We start from the raw sequence: 15,412 nt of genomic DNA, 5'->3' as shown, positions 1-15,412 counted from the left end.
GCGGGCGAGCGCAAAGCGATGCTGACGCGGCAGGAGGCGCTGGACTTCCTGCTGGCCGCCTGCCGCCCGGTGACGGACATCGAGACGGTGCCCACGCTGCAGGCCAACGGCCGCGTGCTGGCGGTCGATTGCGTGTCCGACCTGGACGTGCCCGCGCAGGACAATACGCAGATGGACGGCTACGCGGTGCGCGCCGCCGATTGCGCCGGCGGCGCTGCCACGCTGCCCATATCTCAGCGCATCCCGGCCGGCCACGTCGGCGAGCCTCTGCTGCCCGGCACCGCCGCGCGCATCTTCACGGGCGCCTTCATTCCGCCAGGCGCGGATGCCGTCGTGATGCAGGAACAGTGCGAAGCGGATGGCGCGACCGTCACGATCCGTCATACGCCGCGGGAGGGCGAGTGGATCCGCCGCGCCGGCGAGGACATCCGCAAGGACAGCGTGATCCTGCCCGCCGGCACGCGGCTGCGCGCGCAGGAACTGGGTCTCGCAGCCGCTGTCGGCCTGGCCAACGTGCCGGTGCTGCGCCGCGTGCGCGTGGCCGTGTTCTTCACGGGCGACGAGCTGACGATGCCGGGCGAGCAGCTCGAGCCGGGCGGTATCTACAACTCGAACCGCTTCGTGCTGCGCGGCCTGCTGGAAAACCTGGGCTGCGAAGTGTCGGACTTCGGCATCGTGCCGGACAGCCTGGATGCCACCCGCAACGTGCTGCGCGCAGCGGCGCAGGATGCGGACCTGATCATCACGTCGGGCGGCGTCTCGGTCGGCGAGGAAGACCACGTGAAGCCGGCGGTGGAAGCCGAAGGGCAGCTGGCGATGTGGCAGATCGCGATCAAGCCGGGCAAGCCGCTGGCGTTCGGTGCCGTCGGCAGCGCATCGTTCATCGGCCTGCCGGGCAACCCCGTGTCCAGCTTCGTCACGTTCCTGCTGTTCGTGCGGCCGTTCCTGCTGAAACTGCAGGGCGCCACGCCGCGCGACGCGCTCGCGTACCCGCTGCGCGCCGACTTCGACTGGAAGGGCGACCGCCGCAACGAGTTCCTGCGCGCCCGCCTGAATGCCAACGGTGGCCTCGACCTGTTCCCGAACCAGGGTTCGGGCGTGCTGACGTCCACCGTGTGGGGCGATGGCCTCATCGACAACCCGGCCGGCCAGGCGATCCGCCCCGGCGACACCGTGCGCTTCATTCCGTTTACCGAATTGTTGTATTGATATGCGAATCAACCTGAAATTCTTCGCCAGCGTGCGCGAACAACTGGGCACGTCCGTCGAGAGCCTCGACGTGCCGGCCGGCGTGGCCACCGTCGGCGCGCTGCGCGCATTGCTCGTCGCCCGTGGCGGCGCCTGGGCCGAGGCGCTGGGCGAAGGCAGGGCGCTGCGGATGGCTTGCAACCAGCAGATGTGCGATGCCGGTGCGCCGCTGCTCGACGGCGCCGAGGTGGCGTTCTTCCCGCCCGTGACGGGCGGCTGAATCTCCTAGCGGCGGCGCGCTTCCGCCTCAGCCAGCGCCTTGCGGTAGCGGCGCCACGCGACGCCGACAAAGATGGCGGCCGCCACGGCTGCCCAGATCGCCGCGCTGGCGTAATCGATGGGCCGCGCACTTCCCTTTGCCCATTCGATGATGGCCAGGATCGCAAACAGCGGCAGCGCCGCGAGCAGATAACGTTTGATCCAGAATCCGGCACCCATCTTGTCTCCTTGCTCTTGCGTTGGTCGGGACCGCCAGTATGCCGCAGTGCGGCCGATCCGCCACACCGCGCGCCCGCCGGCGGCATTTGACGGCAAATGGATTGTTTCAATAGGGCAAGCAACGCTATACTGAAACGCCCGGCCACGTCCTCGCCGGCTCGCTCGTTCCCGTCGCCTCCACCCCGCGGCTGCCCTGTTTCTTGTGTCCGGGAGACCGCCGATGCGCCCTGTCCGTTTAGTCGTCGTCGCCGCGCTGGCGTTGCTGGCGCTGTGCGTGCCGCTGCTCGTCCAGCGTTCGTTCAGCGCCGCCGCGCCCGCGCAGCGGCTCGTCATCGAAGGATCGACGACGATGGCGCCGCTGATCGCCGCGGTGGCGCGCCGGTTCCGGCAGCGCCATCCGGAAGTGACCATCGAGATCGTGCCCACCGGGTCGGCGGCCGGCATCGCCGCCGTGCGGCAGGGGCGAGCGACGATCGGCATGGTGTCGCGCAGCCTGAACGACGATGAGCGCGACCTGTACGGCCTGCCGATCGCGCGCGACGGCGTCGCCATCGTCGTCCACCGGGCCAATCCCGTCACACGATTGACGCATGCGCAACTGGCCGCCGTGTTCGGCGGATCGGCGACCGACTGGCGCCAGGTCGGCGGCGACGCCGGCCCGGTCCACGTGGTGGCCGGACCGACGGGTGCGGGTTCGACGGGCCTGTTCGGCGCCTACCTGGGCCTGGCGGGCGGGATCCGCAGCGCCGACCTGCGGCCGACGAACAGCGGCCGCCTGGGCATCGTCGCCAAGGATCCGGCGGCGATCGCCTATGTATCGATGGGCGAGGCGGAGCGGGCGATCACGGCCGGCGCGCCGCTGCGGCTCTTGCCGGTCGAGGACATTTGGGCCAACAGCAAGAACGTGCGCAGCGGCGACTATCCGATCTCGCGCCCGCTGATGCTGGTCAGCCGCGGCGCGCCGAGCGGCGCCGCGCGTGCGTTTTTCAATTTTTGCGGCCCTGCGCAGATCGACGATGTGGTGGCTGCGTTCGAGTTCGTGCCTTACCTGGATTGAAGCGTGATGGGATATCCGTTGGAACGCCTGAGCCTGCGCGCCAGGCTGGCAATCGGCTTCGGCGCCGTGATCGGCCTGATGGTGCTGGCCGACCTGGCCGCGATGGTGGGCCACGAACATTCGCGCGCGGCGTTCGCCCGCTACCTGGACCGCGAGGACCGCATCAGCGACATCTCCGTCAACAGCCAGGCCGCAATGGAAAAGGCGCGCCGCTACGAGAAGGAATTCCTGCTGAAGGTGCGCCTGCTGCCGTATGACGAAGCGCGCTCCCGCTACGCCACGCTCGTCACCGACCAGGTCGAAACGGTGCGCGCGAACATGGCCGCGATCCGTGTGCTGGGCGGCAGCCCGGACCTGGCGCGCATCACGCGCGAGGTGGACGGGGCGGCCGCGCAGTACGTACAAGGGTTCCTGGAAACCGTCGAGCTGTACGGCCGGCTGGGGCGGGCCGGCACCGGTCTGCAGGGCCGCTTCACGGCCAGCGCGCGCGAACTCGAACTGGCGCTGGCTGCCAGCGGATCGCACCGGCTGATGGCCGACCTGCTGACGATGCGGCGCGAGGAAAAGAACTTCCTGCTGCGCGGCTTGCAGCGCCACGCGATCGCCACGTTCGACGCGGGCGCGCGGCTGCAGTCCGGCCTCGCGGCGCTGCCGGCCGATCGGGCCGAAGCGGTCCGGCCGCACCTGGCCGAGTACATCGCCGCGTTTCGCGAGTACCGCGCCGTGGCGGCCCGGATCGACGCGACGGCGGGCGACTACCTGCAGGCCGTGAACCGGATGGAACCGCGGCTGAACGAGCTGCGCACGATGTCGGACGATGCGCTGGCCGACACCCGGGCCGCCGTCGGCGCGGCGCAGCAGAACATGACCTTGGCCGTGTTCGGCGGCGGCATCGCGACCTTGCTGCTCGGCGCGCTGATCGCGCGGCTGATCACCCGCAGCGTGCGCCGCTCGATCGATGCCAGCGTCGACCTGGCCGGTGAACTGGCTGCCGGCAACTGGGCGGCGCGGTTGCCGGCGCTGCCGGCCGGGCACGAGTTCGGCGCGCTGTCCGGCGCGATGAACGCGATGGCGCACGAGTTGCAGCAGGCCCGCCTGCGCGACCATGCCCGCACCGCCGAGCTGGAAAACCTGAACCGCATGCTGCGGCTGCTGTCGCGCTGTAACGAGATCGTGGGCCGGGCCGGGTCCGAGGAAGAATTGCTGGCCGCGCTGGCACGCCTGTTCGCCGACGACGGTGCCTGGCTCGACGCGCACTTGACGCTGGGCGAGTACGGCGGCGACAGCGGTGTCGCACTGCCGCTCCGCTACCGGGGCGAATACCTGGGCGAGCTGCGCCTGCGTGCCTGTGATCCCGCTGGCGTCGAGACGCAGGAAGCGGCGCTGCTGCACGAACTGGCCGACGACCTGGGCTTCGGTATCGGCAGCATGCGCGAGGCGGCGCGCCGCCAGGCCGCCGAACTGGCGCTGGAACAGCAGGCCAACTTCGACCGCGACACGGGCCTGCCCAGCCGTGCGCTGTTCGACGTGCGCGTGCAGCAGGCCGCCCGCCCGGTGGCCGTGCTGGTGGTGGGCCTGGACCGGCTGCGGCAACTGGTCGACAGCGAAGGGCTGGACGCGGGCAACCTGCTGCTGCGCCACGTGGGCGCGGCGCTGACGGCCGAGCTGCCGGCCGGCGCCACCGTCGCGCGCCTGCACGGCAACGAGCTGGCCATCGTCGTGCCGATCGGCGACGGCGACGTGCTGGCGCTCGCCGGCCGGCTGCTGCCGGCCGTGCAAAAGCCGCTGGCGCTGCCGCGCGGCGAGGTGAGCACGACGGCCAGCATCGGCATCGCACTGTCGCCGAAGGATGGGCTGGACGCGGCCGACCTGCTGCGCGCGGCCGGCGCCGCGATGGGCAGCGCGGCCGCCCAGGGCGGCAACCGGCTCGGTTTCTACGCGCCCGAGATGAACGAACGGATTAGCGACCTGTTCGCGCTGGAAGCGGACTTGCGCCAGGCGCTGGCCAACGGCGAGCTGTGCGTGCATTACCAGCCGCGCGCGATCCTGGCCAGCGGCGCGATCGTCGGCGCCGAGGCGCTGGTGCGCTGGCAGCATCCGGTGCGCGGCCTGCTGGCGCCGGGCGAATTCATCCCGGTCGCCGAGATGTGCGGCCTGATCGCGCCGCTGGGCACGTGGGTGATGCGCGAAGTGTGCCGGCAGCAGCGGGCGTGGCGCGATGCCGGCCTGCCGTCGCTGGCCGTCGCCGTCAACGTGTCGCCCAGCCAGTTCCGCGACCAGGACCTGGCCGCCCTGGTGCGCCAGTCGCTGGACGAATTCGGCCTGCCCGCTTCCTGCATCGAGCTGGAGATCGTCGAGTCGGCCGTGATGCGCGACATCGAGCACGCGGCGCAGCGGCTGCAGGCGCTGAAGGCGACCGGCGTGACGCTGTCGCTGGACGATTTCGGCACCGGCCACTCGTCGCTGTCGCGGCTGCGCGAGCTGCCGTTCGACCACCTGAAGATCGACCAGTCGTTCGTGCGCAACCTGACGACCGACCCGGCCGACGCCGCGATCTGCCAGTCGATCATCGCGCTGGCGCACAACCTGCGGCTGACGGTGATCGCCGAAGGCGTCGAGACCGAAGGGCAGGCCAACTACCTGCGGCTGTCGCACTGCGACCAGATGCAGGGCTTCCATTTCGCCCGGCCGATGCCGGCCGACGAGCTGGGGCGCCTGCTGCAGCGGGGCGCCGCGCCGCTGCCGGCACGCGAGGACGAGCGTCGCACCGTGCTGCTGGTCGACGACGAACCGAACATCGTGGCGTCGCTGCAGCGCCTGCTGCGCCGCGAGGGCTACCGCATCCTGACGGCGAACAGCGGGGCGGAAGCGCTGAACATCCTGGCGACCCGCAAGGTGCAGGTGATCGTGTCGGACCAGCGCATGCCGGCGATGACGGGCTCGGAATTCCTGTCGCGCGTGCGCGACCTGTATCCGGACACGGTGCGCATCATGCTGTCCGGTTATTCGGACCTGGCCACGGTGACGGAAAGCGTCAACAAGGGCGCCATCTACAAGTTCCTGCACAAGCCGTGGGACGACCAGGCGCTGCGCGCCGACATCCGCGACGCGTTCCTGTATCACGAGGGAGCGTGATGGGGCGATGCTTTACAATACCGCCCCGATGAATACCCCAGCTTCCCGTCCCCTCGTTGCCGTGATCGGCGGCGGCCCCGCCGGCCTGATGGCCGCGGAAGTGCTGTCCCGTACGCGGCGCTTCGATGTCCACGTCTACGACGCGATGCCGTCCGTCGGCCGCAAATTCCTGCTGGCCGGCCGCGGCGGCATGAACATCACGCATGCGGAACCCTACGACACCTTTGTCACCCGCTACGGCGCCCGCACCGGCGTGCTGCGGCCGATGCTCGATGCGTTCGGTCCGGACGCCGTGCGCGCCTGGGTGCATGGGCTGGGCATCGAGACGTTTGTCGGCACGTCCGGCCGGGTGTTCCCCACCGAGATGAAGGCAGCGCCGCTGCTGCGCGCCTGGCTGCACCGGCTGCGCGAGGCCGGCGTGCAGTTCCACCAGCGGCACCGCTGGACCGGCTGGCAGGACGGCGCGCTGCGCTTTGCCGCGCCGGCCGGCGAACTGGCGATCCGCCCGGCGGCCACGGTGCTGGCCCTCGGTGGCGCGAGCTGGGCGCGGCTCGGTTCGGACGGCGCCTGGGTGCCTCTGCTGGCCGAACGGGGCGTGCCGGTGGCGCCGCTGGTGCCGTCGAACTGCGGCTTCGACGTGGGCTGGAGCGAGCATTTCGCCAGCCGTCACGCGGGCCAGCCGTTGACGACCGTGGCGGCCACGTGGATCGATGGGGCCGGCGCGCGCGTGCGCAGGCAGGGCCAGTTCGTCGTGACGGCGACCGGGGTCGAAGGCAGCCTGATTTACGCGCTGTCGGCCCCGGCGCGCGATGCAATCGCCCGCGACGGCAGCGCCGTCATCGAACTGGATCTGTTGCCGGACCTGCCGGCCGACCGCGTACTGGCCGAAGTGACGCGGCCGCGCGGCGCGCGTTCGCTGGCGAGCCACCTGCAGGGGCGGCTCAGCATCAAGGGCGTCAAGGCGGGGCTGCTGCACGAATGCCTGACGCGCGAACAGTACGCCGACCCGGCCACCCTGGCACGCGCGCTGAAGGCGCTGCCGCTGCGGCTGGCCGCGCCGCGGCCGATCGACGAGGCGATCAGCAGCGCCGGCGGCGTGCGCTTCGACGCGCTCGATGCGCGCTTGCCCACGATGCTGCAAGCGCTGCCCGGCGTGTTCGTCGCCGGCGAGATGGTGGACTGGGAAGCGCCCACCGGCGGTTACCTGCTGACGGCCTGCCTGGCCGGCGGTGCCGCGGCGGGCGAGGACGTGGCGCGCTGGCTGGCCGGCGACTGAGTCATCCCGCGCGGGCCGCCGTCCCGCGCGGCCTTTCCACGGGCGCCGCGTCCAGGTACTCGAAGCTGGGGCCGGTGTGGAATGCAGGGTTGGGGATGGCCGCCATCATCGCCTTGGCCTGCGATTTCAGCGACATCATGAGGCCGATCGCCCCCTTCATCCTGTCCCCGGTGCCGTCGCCGCCCAGCAGCGCGTGCAGCGATTTGAGCAGCGCCGTGTACGAATAGTTGAAGCGGTCGCACTGGAAGCGCGCCACGCCGCCCGCCGGATAGTTCGCGGCGAGCGGATCGGCCGGCGCCGGAAAGACGCCGGTGTCGTCGAACGGCACGGCAGCGCCGCCATAGGCGTATTGCTCGTCGACGGGGCCGACGCCCGGCGTCGCGATCAGCGCCTTGCCTTTCTTGATCTGCATGAAGCGGTAATAGTGCGCGATGCCGCCGCCGTCGCCTTCGAGCGGCGAGCGGCTGGTCCCTTCGCCCTGTTCGACGATGCGCCTGAGCGCCTCCTGCGCGGACGCGAGGTCGGTGACGATCACCGCCTCGCGCATCAGGTCCGGCCCGACCTGATGGCGTGGCGGATTCGCGAACGATCCGGCCGGCAGGTTGCCCAGCGCTTCGATGATGGTGCCGTAGAACTGGCCGATCGTGACGGGGCCTTCCGGCAGCGCGGCGCTCCGGAAGGTCTTGTAGTTGATCGGATGTTCCGGCTCCTCGATGTCGAGGAACAAATCCAGCTGCTCCGTCGAGAATGGCCGCAGGTGCACGGTCAGCTCGCTGTCGACGTCACCGGGCAGCGGGCCGGGGAAGCGGGGAATGAAGTCCGGCGTATCGACGACGGGCGTGCCGCCCAGCGCATTGAGCACATTAGCTGCCAGCACCATGTGCAGCATCTCCTCGATGACGACGGACTGGATGATGCCGGCAATCGCCGCGTTCTTGTGTGCGTCCAGCGAATAGAGGGCATACAGGTAGACGGGGATCGTCGCGTGTTCCAGTTCGATGGCCGACTGCAGCGTGGCGCAGACGGCATCGACGGTCGGCGATTGCGGGTCCAGGCGGTTCAGGACGGATCGTTTCAGGCGGATCATGGCTGCTCCTCGGGGTCGGGTGTCATTGCATCTGGCGCACGACGAGCCGGCGCGCGGCGGCGGCGGCCTTGCCGCCCTTGAGCATCGGCTGCGCGGCGCCCGCCTGGTCGTCCACGGCGGGGCCCTGCGGCCGAAATGCCGGCGTGCCGGTGCCGCGCCGCGGGTCGGCCAGCCACTGCAGGATGACCTGGCGCTTCGTCGGCGACAGGTCGCGGGTGGCCGGCATCGCATTCGGATTGGCCGGATCGAGCCCGAACGCGAGCTTGAGCAGATCGGCGTTCGCCACCACCTGGTCGTAGTCGCCCATGTCCAGGAAGCGGTTCATCACCGGGTACAGGTTGGCGTACTGCTGGAAGATCGGCTGCAGCGTATCCCAGGTGACCGGCTGCGCCGGCGCGAAGCCGCTCCACAGCAGGATGCTGACGAAGTCCCACTGGTTCATCGGGCCCTGCAAGGCCGGGTCGGCGAACAGCGGTCGGATGCCGTACACTTGGCCGTCGATGCCGTAGCTAGTGCCGCCGTTGAAGTAGCGCGGCGTGCCGGGGTCGCCCGGCGTCATCTCGATCAGCGCGATGCCTTGCGCGTCCGTCGTGGCCCGGCGGTTGAACGGGATCGCTTCGGCCGGCACGCCGACCGGCGGCACGTCCGACTGGTTGATGCTGTTCGACGGCTGCAGTTGCGACGGGTCGGCGAACAACGCGATTTCCGTGTCCGGCAGCGGGCGGCCCCAGCGCATCGCCCGCACGGGGATGCTGGCTTTCTCGCCGGGGCTCAGCCGGAACACGAACTGGTCGGCGCGCACGTAGGCGCCGCTCGGCGGCTCGGCAAGGTACACCGGTTGCGCGGCCTGGGGCGCGCCGGCGATCGCCAGCGGCGCGGCGACGGCCGCGGCCAGCTGCGCGTCGTCCAGCGGCAGGCTGACGACGCCCGCTGTGCGCGCGTACCAGCCGGGCTCCAGGTAGCCGTCCGGGCCCTGCGCGGGAATCTTGCCGAGTACGGTCGCGTTGCCGCCGCTGCCGGATGCGCTCACTGTCAGGTCGCCCAGGTCGACCGGCACGCCGCCCACTGTCACCGTCGGCAGCGCGTTGCCCAGGTCCAGCAGCAGGCAGCGCGCGGCGTCGTGCAGCACGGCGCCGCAGTGATTGAGCTGGCCGGTGGGAATGAAGAAGCCGCCCGAGCCGGGCAGCGGGGTGGCGATCAGGTGGCGCCCGAGCAGCACGTGATCCGGCTCGTCCGGCAGCAATGGCCCGATGGTGCCGGCGATGCGGCCGCACGTGAAGTCGGGGGACGTGTAATCCATCGAGTAGCCGTCCAGGTTGAACATGATCGACAACTTGCCCGTGCCGGCGCACGCTTCGCGCAGATGGCGCAGGAAGGGCGAGGCCGCGATGTCGCCCCATTCGAGGTCGGTCAGCACGGACAGGTAGGCGGCGCACGCCACCATGTCGCCGCCGCCCACTTGCGCGCGGTTCCAGATGTCCGTGAACGCGGCCGGCTGGTAGTTCGCGCGCAGCAGCGTGTTGCCGTGCTGGTCGACCAGGCGCACCTGCAGCCCCCAGATCTGCGACACCATCTGCTGTTCGCTGTCGAGGTCGGCCAGCTTGGCACTGACCCGCGTGTCGGAATCGGCCACCGTGAATGCGAGGATCGGATCGCCCGCATCGACGGGGCCGGTGTCGCCCCAGGCGGACGTCACGCGGCAGCCCAGCAGACGCCAGCTCGCATCGCCCTGCGGATTCCACCAGCCGTTCAGCGCGCTGCCCTTCAGTTTCTGGTAGCTCGCGTCGAAGGTGGCGTTGTTGAAGTGACCGGGATCGTTGTTGACGGTCGAGACGTTCGCCTGGAACTTGCCGGCGAAATGCAGGCGCAGCGGATGCAGGTAACTCATGGGACCCTCCCTGGTGGTGGTGTTGGCGTGGTGCCTGTCATGGGGCTTTTAACAAACCGATGACGTTGTCTTCCGGATCGGCGATCATCGCGAACTCGTAGCCGTCGGCGGCGGCCGGCGGCATCGTGCAGCGCCCGCCAGCCGCGGCGGCGGCCGCGATCGTGCCCGGCAGGTCGTCGACCAGCAAATAGAAGCTCGACCCTGCCGCATAGCCGGGGATCGCCGGATCGGCCTGGCCGATGCCGCCCAGTGCCGCCGCGCCGGGAACCGCGAAGTGCACATAGGCGAAGCCCGTGGTGCCGCGCTCGTACTGCCAGCCGAACACCTTGTGGTAGAAGGCCGCCAGCCTGTCCTGGTCGCGCGCGATGATCTCGAACATGCCGCACGGGTGGCGGTTGGCCGTCGCCTGCGCCGGTGCCGCGTGCAGGCCGCGCACGAAGCCGGCATGCCGGGCCAGGAACGTGGCCGTCATGAACGGTTTGCCGGCCGTGCCCGCGAACAGCGCGCCATGCTGTTCGACGAATCCCTTGAACACGGGCCCGTGCAGGTGCGCGAGGAATGCGTCGGCGTCGCGGTACTCCTAGAAGAACAGCACCGTCGTCGGCGCCGGCGGCGGCAGCGCCTGCAGGCGCGCGTCGCCGGTGAACGGCACGTGGATGCAGTACACGAGGGTGGCGGGTTCCTGCGCGTACACCTCGTCGGCCAGCTGCGCGAGCGCACGCAGCGCTTCCTGTTCGCTGCCGGGGCGGAGGAACCAGGTCGAGGTGAGGCTGACCGTGCCCGGATCGGGTGGCGTCATGTCGTCTCCTGTCGGTTGACTGCGGTGGTAGGGAATCAGTCGCCGCGCACGCGGCGCTGGCCGAGCCGGGTCAGCACGGTGCCCAGCACGCCGGCCGCCAGCCAGGGCAGGCCGGCCCACCATGCGGCCAGGGCACCGTCCACCAGCGGCATCAGCGCGATCAGCCACGGCACCACTGGCCAGCGGTAGCGCCCACCCGGCATGCGGTGCTCGCCGCGGGCGACGGCCGTCAATGCCAGTACATAGGCTGCCTGGACCGACGCGGCCAGCCACACCGGCTCGGCCACGGTGCCCGTCAGCGCGGCGGCCGTGACGACGTAGACCAGCAGCCGCGCGCATGCCATCAGCAGCACCGATGCGGCATGGGCCTTGTGCAGGTAGTCATAGGCGCAGATCACGGCAAGCAGTGCGATGCCGGCGCCAAGCCCCGCGGCGGACGGCATCGCCAGCAGCGCCGCCAGCGCGAGCCCGAACAGCAGGAACGTCGTGCCCCATGCCTGCCTGATGCCGATGCGGCCCGCCGGGATCGGCCGGAACGGCTGGTGCAGCGCGTCGTGCGTGCGGTCGCACAGGTCGTTCAGCGCCATGCCGCCGCAGTAGAAGCACGACAGCGACACCATCAGCAGCAGCACCGGCGCCGCCCCTTGCGGGGTGGCCAGCGGCCAGCCGCACAGCAGCGCGGCCGTCAGCACGTTCATCCACACGGTGGGCAGGTTGCTGACCCGGCACAGCGCCAGCACGGGGGCGAGGGCGGGCATCATTGGAACACGTGGTCGAGCAGCAGGCCGCATACGTCCGTGGCGCGGACGGTCGGGGCGGGGATCAGCTGCGGGCGGGAACTGGCCAGCACGGGCGCATCGAGCGGATCGCGCGGCGCCACGCCATGCGATCCTTTCACGAGCCCCGCATCGAGCGGGATCAGGTCCATCTTGTAGCGCATTCCCAGCTTCTTCCTGGCCAATATCAGCGCGGCCTTCATCGCGGGGAAGCGGATCGCCGGGTCGACGAACAGCTCGGCCGGGTCGTAGCCGGGCTTGTTGTGGATGTCGACGGTGCGGGCATAGTCCGGCGCACGCGCATCCTCTTCCCAGAAGTAGTAGGTGAACCAGCTGCTCGGCTCGGCCAGGAGTACCAGCTCGCCCGCCCGTTCGTGGTCGAGGCCCGCGGCACGCTTGCCGGCGCCGTCCAGCACGTCGGCCACGCCCGGCACGGCGGCGCACAGCCTGCGCACGGTGGGCAGCGCGCCGGCGTCGCGCACGTACACGTGGGCGACCTGGTGGTCCGCCACGGCGAACGCCTGCGACGCGCCGGGGTCCAGGTAGTCGCGGCCCAGGTCCTGCTTGATCGCCAGGAGGCCCGCGGCGCGCAGCACGCGGTTGATGTGGATGGGGTGGGCGACGGGCACGATGCCGTACTCGGACAGCAGCACGACGGCGACGCCGCGCGCCTGGAAGTAGTCGATCAGGTCGGCGCAGACGTCGTCGATCTGGCGCAGGTCGCCGGCGATGTCGCCATCCGGGCCTTGCCGCTGCAGGCAATAATCCAGGTGCGGCAGGTACACCAGCTGCAGCGTCGGCGCATACTGTTCCTCGACGTCGCGCGCCGCACGGGCGATCCACGCGCTGGAGCGGATGCTGGTGCGCGGGCCCCAGAATTCAAAGAGCGGGAACTGGCCGAGGCTGTCCTTCAGGCGGGTGCGCAGCGCCGCCGGCTGCGTGTAGAAGTCCGGCAGCTTCAGGCCGTCCGCGCAGTACAGGGGACGGGGCGTCAGTGTGATGTCGGCCGTCGTCGCCATCGCATACCACCAGAACGTGTTCGCGCACGTGAACGCGCCGTTGCGCGCGCGTGCCTGGTCCCACAGGCGGGGCGACTGCACCAGCCGGTTGCTCTGCCGCCAGAGCCACACATGATCGAGCTCGCGGAAGTACCAGCCGTTGCCGACGATGCCATGCTCCGTCGGCAGCCGCCCCGTCAGGTAGGTCGTCTGCACGGAGCACGTCACGGCCGGCAGCACGGCTTCGATCGTGGCGGTATCGCGGGCAAAGGCGGCGAGGCGCGGCATGCCGGCGTCCAGCAGCCGGCGCGTCAGGCCCACGACGTCAATCACGGCGGTGCGTTGCATCGAGCAGCTCCTTTACCCAGGTCAGTTCACGGACGATCGAGGCGGCCAGCGGTTCCGCGCGCAGCGCCGCCGGCAGCACGCCGAAGCTGTAGGTCTCCACTTCCAGCGGCACGGCGGCCGGCACGCGCGGCAGCAAGGCTTCGAGGAAGTCGCGCGTCGTGCCGAGGCCGTCGATCTCGGCCAGGAAGATCGGAACGTGGAAGTGCACCCGGCATTCGTCGTCCGAGCCGCGCCCCGCGCCGGTGGCGAGCAGCTGCGGCAGGTCGGCATAGCGCTCCATGCGCCCGGCCGCCGTGCGCAGCACGGCCTGGTGCAGGTAGGTGGGCTCGTCGAAGCGGCGCAGCCGGGCGATCGCGGCACCCCGTGCGCGCAGGGCCGACGACACCTGCACGCGCAGCAGCGGCACGCCGGCGCCGGCCAGCATGCCGAGGCAATCGGCCGGCGTTTCGAATTGCACGGCCTGGTGACAGGCGTCCAGGCAGATGCCAAGGAACGGTGCCAGCGACGGCGGCAGCCGCAGCCGGTCGAAGCAGTCCAGCACTTCGTCGGTGCGTTCCAGCACGCAGTACGGTTCCGGTTCCAGCGCCAGCGTGATCATCGCGTGGCCGGCGTCGCGCAGCCGCGCCAGGTGCGTCAATGCGTCGACGAGGTTGCTGCGCACGAGCGGCCAGTCGCTCTCGTCGAAGCCGGCCCGGAATGCGATCGGCACCGTTGAAATGGACATCGTGCCGGCGTGTGGACACCACTGCGCGGCGATGTCGGCCAGCCGGCACGTGTAGGCCGCGCGCTGCGGCATGCGCCAGTCGGGCTGGTAGACGGCTTCCTTGATCGCCTGGCCGTGGAACGGCCCGTACGGGAAGCCGTTGATCGTCGCCACATGGCAGCCGTGCTCCGCGCACCAGTCGCGGAACGCGGCGACGCGGCCGGCATCGAGTTCCGCGGCCGCCTGGCCGGACAGGCGCAGGCCCAGCGGGAAATCGGCATCCGGCGCGAACGCCGCCTTGACGGCCAGCGCGTGCCGCTCCAGGTTGTCCAGCACGTCCGCCCATCCTTCGCCGGGATGGATGTTGGTGCAGTAGGTAAGGGTGCGGAACGTCAGCGTGCGGTCCGTCAGGGTGCGGTCCGTCAGGGTGCGGTCCGTCAGGGTGCGGTACGTCGGCGTCATGACAGCGCCCCGGCAGGCACCGGTGCGACGCCGGCCCGGCGCGGATGCCAGTCCGCCAGCATGCGCACGCAATCGGCCATCGCTTGCGTGTCGATCGTGTCGACCTCGACGCCGCGGCCGATCCCGGCGAGCAACGTGATGCACAGCGCGCCGCCCAAGTGCTCGCGGAACGCGGCCAGCGCGCCGGCGATGTCCAGGCGGGCGAGGGCCGGGTCGGACAGCACGAAGCCGAGATCGGCCAGCAATGCCAGCACCTGCTGCGCGTCGGCGGCACCGAGCAGGCCGACGCGGCGCGAGTACAGCGTGTCGAGTGCGATGCCGATCGCCACCGCCTCGCCATGGCGCAGCCGGTGGCCGGACAACTCCTCCAGGCTGTGCGCCGACCAGTGGCCGAAATCGAGCGGCCGCGCACTGCCCCGTTCGAAGGGATCGCCGCCGCAGCGGATCTGCGCCAGGTGCAGTTCGGCGCAGCGCACGATCATCGGCTCCAGCGCGTGCGGCTGCAGGTCCGCCAATGCATGGCGCTCGCGCAGCAGCCGGGCAAAGAACGCCGCGTCGCGAATCAGCGCCACCTTGACCGCTTCGGCGATGCCGGCGCGCCGGTCTGCGGCCGGGCCGCTGGCCAGCAGCGCGAAGTCGTTGACGACGGCGAACGGCGGCACGAACGTGCCGAGGAAATTCTTGCGGCCCATCCAGTTGACGGCGTTCTTCACGCCGACGCCCGCATCGTTCTGCCCCAGTACCGTCGACGGCATGCGCACCAGGCGGATGCCGCGGTGTGCCGTGGCGGCCGCGTAGCCGATCGCATCGAGCACGGCGCCGCCGCCGATCACGGCCACATAGCTGTGCCGGCACACGCCAAAGCGCACCACGCGCCGGTAGAACGCATCGACGTCGGCGCCCGCATTCTTTGCGGCCTCGCCGCCGCGCACGGCCCAGGGCGGGCAGGCCAGTTCCACCGTCTCCGCATGGGTTTCGGCATAGGCCTCGATCGCGTCGCACAGGCCGGGCAGCGCGTTGGCGACCCCGTCGTCGACGGCAACCAGCAGGCGCGCCCGGCCTCCCGAAGGCGGGCGCAGCAGGTCGGCCAATACCGGATTGCCTGGCGCGAAGGCGTCGCGCGTGAAGCACACGGGGTAGTCGTAGCGCACCTCGAACTGCTGGTCTATGCGGTATTCGAGCATCGCGGCTCCATCG

At 70.7% G+C, this 15,412-nt stretch carries 14 protein-coding genes; 5 read left to right on the top strand and 9 right to left on the bottom strand.

What is annotated here, in order from left to right; all coding sequences use genetic code 11:
- The first annotated feature begins 18 nt into the window (after positions 1–18).
- Positions 19–1,209 carry a molybdopterin molybdotransferase MoeA gene (locus IP92_RS15225; protein ID WP_371860941.1) on the top strand — a complete coding sequence of 397 codons (1,191 nt, stop codon included), beginning with the start codon at positions 19–21 and terminating at the stop codon, positions 1,207–1,209.
- A gap of 1 nt (position 1,210) precedes the next feature.
- Positions 1,211–1,468, top strand: coding sequence for a molybdopterin converting factor subunit 1 (gene moaD / locus IP92_RS15220; protein WP_199271874.1), 258 nt, complete (start codon positions 1,211–1,213; stop codon positions 1,466–1,468).
- 5 nt (positions 1,469–1,473) lie between these two features.
- Here the strand turns inward: moaD and IP92_RS15215 are convergent, their stop codons facing one another.
- On the bottom strand, positions 1,474–1,686 hold the full coding sequence (locus tag IP92_RS15215; RefSeq protein ID WP_145876327.1) for a hypothetical protein: 213 nt from the start codon (positions 1,684–1,686) through the stop codon (positions 1,474–1,476).
- 220 nt (positions 1,687–1,906) lie between these two features.
- On the opposite strand from IP92_RS15215, the gene IP92_RS15210 reads away from it, so the two are divergent.
- The 3 genes from IP92_RS15210 to IP92_RS15200 are packed head-to-tail and all read left to right on the top strand — an operon-like array spanning position 1,907 to position 7,154.
- Positions 1,907–2,743: a phosphate ABC transporter substrate-binding protein gene (locus tag IP92_RS15210; RefSeq protein ID WP_145876325.1), complete on the top strand. Its 837-nt coding sequence runs from the start codon at positions 1,907–1,909 to the stop codon at positions 2,741–2,743.
- 18 nt (positions 2,744–2,761) lie between these two features.
- Entirely contained in the window at positions 2,762–5,878 is a 3,117-nt protein-coding gene (locus tag IP92_RS15205; RefSeq protein WP_158206649.1) for an EAL domain-containing protein, read from the top strand.
- 28 nt (positions 5,879–5,906) lie between these two features.
- Positions 5,907–7,154, top strand: a complete 1,248-nt coding sequence (locus IP92_RS15200; RefSeq protein WP_145876321.1) for a TIGR03862 family flavoprotein — start codon at positions 5,907–5,909, stop codon at positions 7,152–7,154.
- A 1-nt stretch (position 7,155) separates the two neighbouring features.
- On the opposite strand, the gene IP92_RS15195 is transcribed toward IP92_RS15200, so the two are convergent.
- From IP92_RS15195 to IP92_RS15165, 8 genes are read right to left on the bottom strand one after another with little or no spacing between them, the layout of a single operon-like run.
- Positions 7,156–8,241 (bottom strand): ferritin-like domain-containing protein, encoded by a 1,086-nt coding sequence (locus IP92_RS15195; protein ID WP_158206648.1) that lies wholly within the window; start codon positions 8,239–8,241, stop codon positions 7,156–7,158.
- Positions 8,242–8,263: 22 nt separating this feature from the next.
- Positions 8,264–10,129, bottom strand: a complete 1,866-nt coding sequence (locus tag IP92_RS29910) for a hypothetical protein (protein ID WP_158206647.1) — start codon at positions 10,127–10,129, stop codon at positions 8,264–8,266.
- Positions 10,130–10,166: 37 nt separating this feature from the next.
- A complete protein-coding gene (locus tag IP92_RS15190) occupies positions 10,167–10,664 on the bottom strand; it encodes a VOC family protein (protein ID WP_145876317.1) in 498 nt (165 codons plus the stop codon).
- A 45-nt stretch (positions 10,665–10,709) separates the two neighbouring features.
- Positions 10,710–10,928 (bottom strand): hypothetical protein, encoded by a 219-nt coding sequence (locus IP92_RS15185; RefSeq protein WP_145876315.1) that lies wholly within the window; start codon positions 10,926–10,928, stop codon positions 10,710–10,712.
- A gap of 35 nt (positions 10,929–10,963) precedes the next feature.
- Positions 10,964–11,689 (bottom strand): UbiA family prenyltransferase, encoded by a 726-nt coding sequence (locus IP92_RS15180; RefSeq protein WP_158206646.1) that lies wholly within the window; start codon positions 11,687–11,689, stop codon positions 10,964–10,966.
- Positions 11,686–13,050 (bottom strand): alkaline phosphatase family protein, encoded by a 1,365-nt coding sequence (locus IP92_RS15175; protein WP_145876312.1) that lies wholly within the window; start codon positions 13,048–13,050, stop codon positions 11,686–11,688. Before IP92_RS15175 ends, IP92_RS15180 begins: the two co-directional genes overlap by 4 nt.
- On the bottom strand, positions 13,028–14,215 hold the full coding sequence (gene eboE / locus IP92_RS15170) for a metabolite traffic protein EboE (protein ID WP_158206645.1): 1,188 nt from the start codon (positions 14,213–14,215) through the stop codon (positions 13,028–13,030). The genes IP92_RS15175 and eboE overlap by 23 nt, the downstream gene beginning before the upstream one ends.
- Positions 14,212–15,399, bottom strand: a complete 1,188-nt coding sequence (locus IP92_RS15165; RefSeq protein WP_145876310.1) for a 3-dehydroquinate synthase — start codon at positions 15,397–15,399, stop codon at positions 14,212–14,214. The genes eboE and IP92_RS15165 overlap by 4 nt, the downstream gene beginning before the upstream one ends.
- Positions 15,400–15,412: the final 13 nt, after the last annotated feature.

It is taken from the genome of Pseudoduganella flava (genome assembly GCF_007830495.1).
In the GTDB taxonomy this organism is placed as follows: domain Bacteria; phylum Pseudomonadota; class Gammaproteobacteria; order Burkholderiales; family Burkholderiaceae_D; genus Rugamonas; species Rugamonas flava.
The sequence above is the reverse complement of the archived record's forward strand: the minus strand, read 5'-3'. Positions and strand labels throughout refer to the sequence as shown.

What these genes read in the sequence shown, in the direction of transcription:
- IP92_RS15210 (WP_145876325.1), top strand. Translation starts at nt 1,907, where the DNA reads ATGCGCCCTGTCCGTTTAGTCGTCGTCGCCGCGCTGGCGTTGCTGGCG.
- IP92_RS15180 (WP_158206646.1), bottom strand. Translation starts at nt 11,689, where the DNA reads ATGATGCCCGCCCTCGCCCCCGTGCTGGCGCTGTGCCGGGTCAGCAAC.
- IP92_RS15195 (WP_158206648.1), bottom strand. Translation starts at nt 8,241, where the DNA reads ATGATCCGCCTGAAACGATCCGTCCTGAACCGCCTGGACCCGCAATCG.
- IP92_RS15175 (WP_145876312.1), bottom strand. Translation starts at nt 13,050, where the DNA reads ATGCAACGCACCGCCGTGATTGACGTCGTGGGCCTGACGCGCCGGCTG.
- eboE (WP_158206645.1), bottom strand. Translation starts at nt 14,215, where the DNA reads ATGACGCCGACGTACCGCACCCTGACGGACCGCACCCTGACGGACCGC.
- IP92_RS15185 (WP_145876315.1), bottom strand. Translation starts at nt 10,928, where the DNA reads ATGACGCCACCCGATCCGGGCACGGTCAGCCTCACCTCGACCTGGTTC.
- IP92_RS15215 (WP_145876327.1), bottom strand. Translation starts at nt 1,686, where the DNA reads ATGGGTGCCGGATTCTGGATCAAACGTTATCTGCTCGCGGCGCTGCCG.
- IP92_RS29910 (WP_158206647.1), bottom strand. Translation starts at nt 10,129, where the DNA reads ATGAGTTACCTGCATCCGCTGCGCCTGCATTTCGCCGGCAAGTTCCAG.
- IP92_RS15225 (WP_371860941.1), top strand. Translation starts at nt 19, where the DNA reads ATGCTGACGCGGCAGGAGGCGCTGGACTTCCTGCTGGCCGCCTGCCGC.
- IP92_RS15200 (WP_145876321.1), top strand. Translation starts at nt 5,907, where the DNA reads ATGAATACCCCAGCTTCCCGTCCCCTCGTTGCCGTGATCGGCGGCGGC.
- IP92_RS15165 (WP_145876310.1), bottom strand. Translation starts at nt 15,399, where the DNA reads ATGCTCGAATACCGCATAGACCAGCAGTTCGAGGTGCGCTACGACTAC.
- moaD (WP_199271874.1), top strand. Translation starts at nt 1,211, where the DNA reads ATGCGAATCAACCTGAAATTCTTCGCCAGCGTGCGCGAACAACTGGGC.